The sequence below is a fragment of the Parvibaculum sp. genome (assembly GCF_049672805.1).
Lineage (GTDB): Bacteria > Pseudomonadota > Alphaproteobacteria > Parvibaculales > Parvibaculaceae > Parvibaculum.
The window spans coordinates 1-4,745 of the sequence record NZ_JBATWS010000241.1; the positions used below are offsets into that span (position 1 = coordinate 1).

Consider the following 4,745-nt stretch of genomic DNA (forward strand, 5'->3'; position numbering starts at 1 on the left):
AGATACCCGCGAGGCGCGTGACGGGCGCAACAGGAAGACCGAGAACAGGAACGACGCCCGCGAAACGCCGGTGAATGGTCCAGCCCTTGCCACCGAAAAGGGTGATGCGCTCGCCCTTGTCGTCGAGGCGGAAGCGCCGACCGAAGCCGAAGCCGCGCCCGAGAACACCGCTGTCGGCATCGAAACCGGCGATGCCATCCCCGAAACGTCGGAAGGCGAACTCGCGGCAGGCCCGCAGGAAATGCCGGTCGCCGCCGCGCCCGAAATGCCGATGGTGACTGATACAGAAACGAATGACGACGCCAGCGAAAGCGTGGTCCCGGGTGAGATGACCGCCGCGCCGGAGGAAGACGCAGCACAGCAGGAAGCAAACAAGCAGCCGCTGCAGGCAGCACCAGCCGCACCGCAGATGAGCGACGCCGACAGAACCGCCATGAAAGCACAGGCCAGCGCGCAGATTGCAGGCGGTGAAAAGAACCTTCAGCCCGCCGCAACAAACCCGGCGGATGCGCTCCCCGATCAGGGGGAGACGGAGACGCCCGAAGCGACACTCGCCAACGCGTCAAAGCCCGCAAAGGGACTTGGCCAGGAAGCGGCTGAACAGCTTGCCGACAAGAAGGCGGAGGCAAGGCCCGCAGCAGATGCAGCGAAACCCGTACAGCCGCAGGCAACAAACCCGCAACCCGCAGCGGCACCCCAGCCCTTCTTTATGACCGCACTCGAAAACAGCACCGCCACCCGCAACGGTGATCCGCTGACGGCACCCGTTCAAACCGTGTCCTCAACCACCAGCGCGGCGGCAACCGTCCGCATCGGCACGCTGCCGGGCCAGAGCCAGCCGACACAGGTGCCCGCCGCCACCCTCGCCCTTCAGATGGCGCGCAATCTCCAAAAGGGCATGAGCCGCTTCGAAATCCGTCTCGACCCGCCGGAAATGGGCCGCATTGATGTCCGCATGGAAATCCGCAAGGACGGCCATGTCGTCGCTCATATGTCGGTCGAGCGGCCTGAAACGCTTGATCTCCTGCAGCGCGATGCACGCGCCCTTCAGCAGGCGCTCAACAATGCAGGCCTTCAGGCCGACAGCGACAGCCTGAACTTCTCGCTGAAAGACCAGAGCGGCGACACTTCCCGCCAGCAGCTCGCAGGCAGCGAAAGCAGCACTCCCGGCATGGGTGCCGAGGAAGACGAAGCCCCCGCCCTGCCCATCTACAACGTCAACCTTGCCGTGAATGGCGGCGTTGATATCCGCATCTGACAGGAAAGGCAGTCGCAATGGACATCGCATCCGCATCGGCCGCCGTTCAGGCCGCCACAATGGGCAGCAAGTCATCCAACGCCGCCGCGGCGCTGGCGGGCAATTTCGACACGTTCTTGAAGCTGCTGACGACCCAGCTCATGCATCAGGACCCGACCAATCCGATGAGCTCCGACCAGTTCACGCAGCAGCTCGTGCAGATGTCGGGCGTCGAGCAGTCGATCCAGACGAACCGCAATCTCGAAACGCTGATAACGGCCTATTCGATCCAGAACGCGAACAATGCCGTTTCCCTGCTCGGCAAATCTGTTACCGGCTCAGGCACGGGCGCCTTGCTGGAGAATGGTCAGGCCAAATGGAGCTTCGCCACCGCCGCTGATGCGCCGGACACAGTGCTCCAGATCATCAATTCGGACGGGGCGACGGTCTATTCGGAGAAAATGGACGCCGCCAAGGGCTCCCACCAGTTCACCTGGGACGGCAAGGACAGCAAGGGCAACAGCCTGCCGGACGGCACCTACTTCCTGAAAGTGACCGCCAATGCCGCCAACGGCAATCCGGTCGCCGTCGATACGCGGACATCCGGGATCGTGACGGCCATCGACATGAGCACCACCGATCCGATGCTGACCGTTAACGGAGCGCAGATCCGCTATTCGCAGATCATCTCCGTGAAACAGCCGGAAGCGAGTTGAAACCTCTCCATTCGTCCCGCAATGAAACGGTTAAGCCCTTGATTTTCGAGAATTTTTACCAAGGCACTTAGCCGTTTTTTAAAGCCGCGTCCTTAAGCTCACGGATAAGCGATGAGCACGGAGACCAAAGTTTGATGAGTGAGCACCAGACCACAAAGGTCAACTATGTGATCGGCCCCGACGGGAGCCCGCTCACAGTTGCTGACCTGCCCCCGCCAGACACCAAGCGCTGGGTCATCCGGCGCAAGGCCGAAGTCGTAGCCGCCGTGCGGGGAGGACTTATCAGTCTTGATGATGCCTGCCGCCGCTACACGCTGACGGTAGAAGAATTTCTGAGCTGGCAGCGCTCCATCGAACGTCACGGGCTCGCTGGCCTGCGCGCAACGCGCGTCCAGCAATACAGGCAGTGAGATAGAAGAGTATCTGCGTACTTACTGTCCAGCGAACGCCGGCGGAGCCTCCCTCCGCCGGCGTTTTCCTTTGCTCTCGCCCCTACCCGGCAAAAATTGCCGTGTGCGTTAAGTATCTGTTTAGCCTGCACACGGTAATTTCTGCCTAGCGGCAAGGGGAGCTTCGATCGGGCAATGGGATCGAAGGTCAGGGGAGCAAAGAAATTGCACCTTCCCTCCTGTCGGGTCAGGCGGCGATCCAGAAGCGGATCCATGCTTGTGCCTTGGCAAGATGAGGTGGGTTCGTGGGCGGTCTTTCCGAATTTCTGAAGTCTCTTGGCACTGTCCGGCTTGCAGCACTGGCGTTTGTCGCTGTCACGCTGCTCGGCTTTTTCGGCTTCATAGCGCTGCGCATGGGCGGCGAGCCCAAAGCCCTGCTTTTCTCCGAAGTCGGTGTGGATGACGCAGCGAAAGTGCTCGCGGAACTCGACGCCGCCAAAATTCCTTACGAGCTGCGCGGCGATGGCAGCATGATCTATGTGCCGCAGTCGAAAGTGCTGCGTGTGCGCATGTCTCTCGCCGAAAAGGGCCTGCCTGCTGGCGGCACTGTCGGCTATGAAATCTTCGACAATGCAGACGCGCTCGGCACCACGAGCTTCGTCCAGAACATCAATCATCTGCGCGCGCTGGAAGGCGAGCTTGCCCGCACCATCCGTTCAATTGACGGTATCGAGGCGGCGCGTGTTCACCTCGTTCTGCCCGAGCGCGAGCTTTTCTCCCGCGACAAGCGCGAACCCAGCGCCTCAATCGTAATGAAGCTGTCGCGCGGCACGCTGGCGACGCAGCAGGTAAAGGCGATCCAGTATCTCGTCTCCTCCGCTGTCGATGGCCTCACGCCGAACCGTGTCTCTATCGTTGATGAGCGCGGTACATTGCTCGCAAGCGGCGCTGGCGACGACTCTCAGTCCATGCTGACCAGCACGGTTGATGAGCGCCGCACCAATTATGAAAACCGCCTGCGCACGCATCTGGAAAACATTCTTCAGCGCGTCGTCGGGCCGGAAAAGGCGCGCGTCGAGGTGGCTGCGGAGATGGATTATAACCGCGTCACGCAGACATCTGATCTGTTTGATCCGACAAGCCAGGTCGCGCGCTCGACACAGACCATCGAAGACACCTCCACAAGCACCGACGGTGTGCGCAATGAAGGTGTCACGGTTGGCAACAACCTGCCCAACGCCAATCTCGGCAGCGATAACGCCGAAACCGGCTCGCGCCAGGCTGCAAACCGCCTTGAAGAAACGATCAACTACGAAATCTCCCGCACCACCAAGACCGAAGTGATGGAACCGGGCCGCGTGAAGCGCCTGTCCGTTGCGGTTCTCGTCGATGGCGCCTATACGCGCGGCGAAGATGGCACGATGATCTACACGCCGCGCTCGGAAGAAGAGCTTTCCAAGCTTCAGGCGCTGGTGAGAAGCGCCATCGGCTATAATGAAGAGCGCGGCGATCAGGTTGAAGTTGTGAACCTGCAATTCGCGCCGACTGAAGAAGCCGATTTCGGTACGGCTGAAGCGCCCGTCGAAGAAAACGGCCTCAACCTTGCCTCACTCGACCTCACCCGGATTGCCGAACTGGCAGTCATCGGCGTGCTGCTGCTCATCGGCCTCTTCTTCCTGGTTCGTCCCTTCCTTGCGCGCATCGCGCCGGGCCTTGCCGGTGGCGCCGCAGCGGGTACTGCCCTGCCGGGGGCAACGCCCGCACTGGCGATCGGCAGCCCTGAAGGTGACGACGCTGTCGCAGGCGCCCTGCCCTCTCCCGACACACTCAATGAAGAAATGCTGATCGACATTGCGCAGGTCGCGGGCAAGGTGAAGCAGTCTTCGGTTCGCAAGATCGGTGAACTTGTGACCAACCACCCCGACGAATCCATTTCCATTCTCCGCAGCTGGCTGCACGAGACGGCTTGAGGAATCTGACCCGTGGCAACCGCACCCAAAATCAAAGACGACAAGGCCCTGACCGGCCCGCAAAAGGCGGCCATCTTCATGCTCGCGCTTGGCGCGGATGATGCCGCCCCTCTGTGGGAAATGCTGGATGAAGACGAGATCAGGGAAATGTCCCAGATCATGTCCTCTCTCGGCACCATTCAGGCCGGCACTGTCGAGAAGCTGCTTGTCGAATTTGCCTCGAAAGTCTCCGGCACCGGCGCGCTTGTTGGTTCCTACGAGTCAACCGAGCGCCTCCTGCTCCGCTTCCTCCCCGAAGATCGCGTCAACGCGGTCATGGATGAAATTCGTGGCCCTGCCGGTCGCACCATGTGGGAAAAGCTCGGCAATGTGAACGAAGCCGTTCTCGCGAGCTATCTGAAGAATGAATATCCGCAGACGGTCGCCGTAGTGC

General features: G+C 61.1%; 4 protein-coding genes and 1 pseudogene. All 5 read left to right on the forward strand.

The features are described 5' to 3' along the window. A partial coding sequence (locus WBF74_RS07815; protein ID WP_424437723.1) for a flagellar hook-length control protein FliK occupies positions 1-1,258 on the forward strand: 1,258 nt, incomplete at its 5' end. A gap of 17 nt (positions 1,259-1,275) precedes the next feature. Continuing rightward, positions 1,276-1,953, forward strand: a complete 678-nt coding sequence (locus WBF74_RS07820; protein WP_424437726.1) for a flagellar hook assembly protein FlgD — start codon at positions 1,276-1,278, stop codon at positions 1,951-1,953. A gap of 134 nt (positions 1,954-2,087) precedes the next feature. After that, positions 2,088-2,363, forward strand: a complete 276-nt coding sequence (locus WBF74_RS07825) for a DUF1153 domain-containing protein (RefSeq protein WP_293215719.1) — start codon at positions 2,088-2,090, stop codon at positions 2,361-2,363. Between the two features lie 284 nt (positions 2,364-2,647). Further along, positions 2,648-4,312: a flagellar basal-body MS-ring/collar protein FliF gene (gene fliF / locus WBF74_RS07830; RefSeq protein WP_424437729.1), complete on the forward strand. Its 1,665-nt coding sequence runs from the start codon at positions 2,648-2,650 to the stop codon at positions 4,310-4,312. 78 nt (positions 4,313-4,390) lie between these two features. Further along, positions 4,391-4,745: pseudogene (locus WBF74_RS07835) on the forward strand (flagellar motor switch protein FliG); the annotation flags it as partial.

Excerpts from the sequence above, each read along its gene's own strand:
- WBF74_RS07820 (WP_424437726.1), top strand. The coding sequence starts at position 1,276 with ATGGACATCGCATCCGCATCGGCCGCCGTTCAGGCCGCCACAATGGGC.
- WBF74_RS07825 (WP_293215719.1), top strand. The coding sequence starts at position 2,088 with ATGAGTGAGCACCAGACCACAAAGGTCAACTATGTGATCGGCCCCGAC.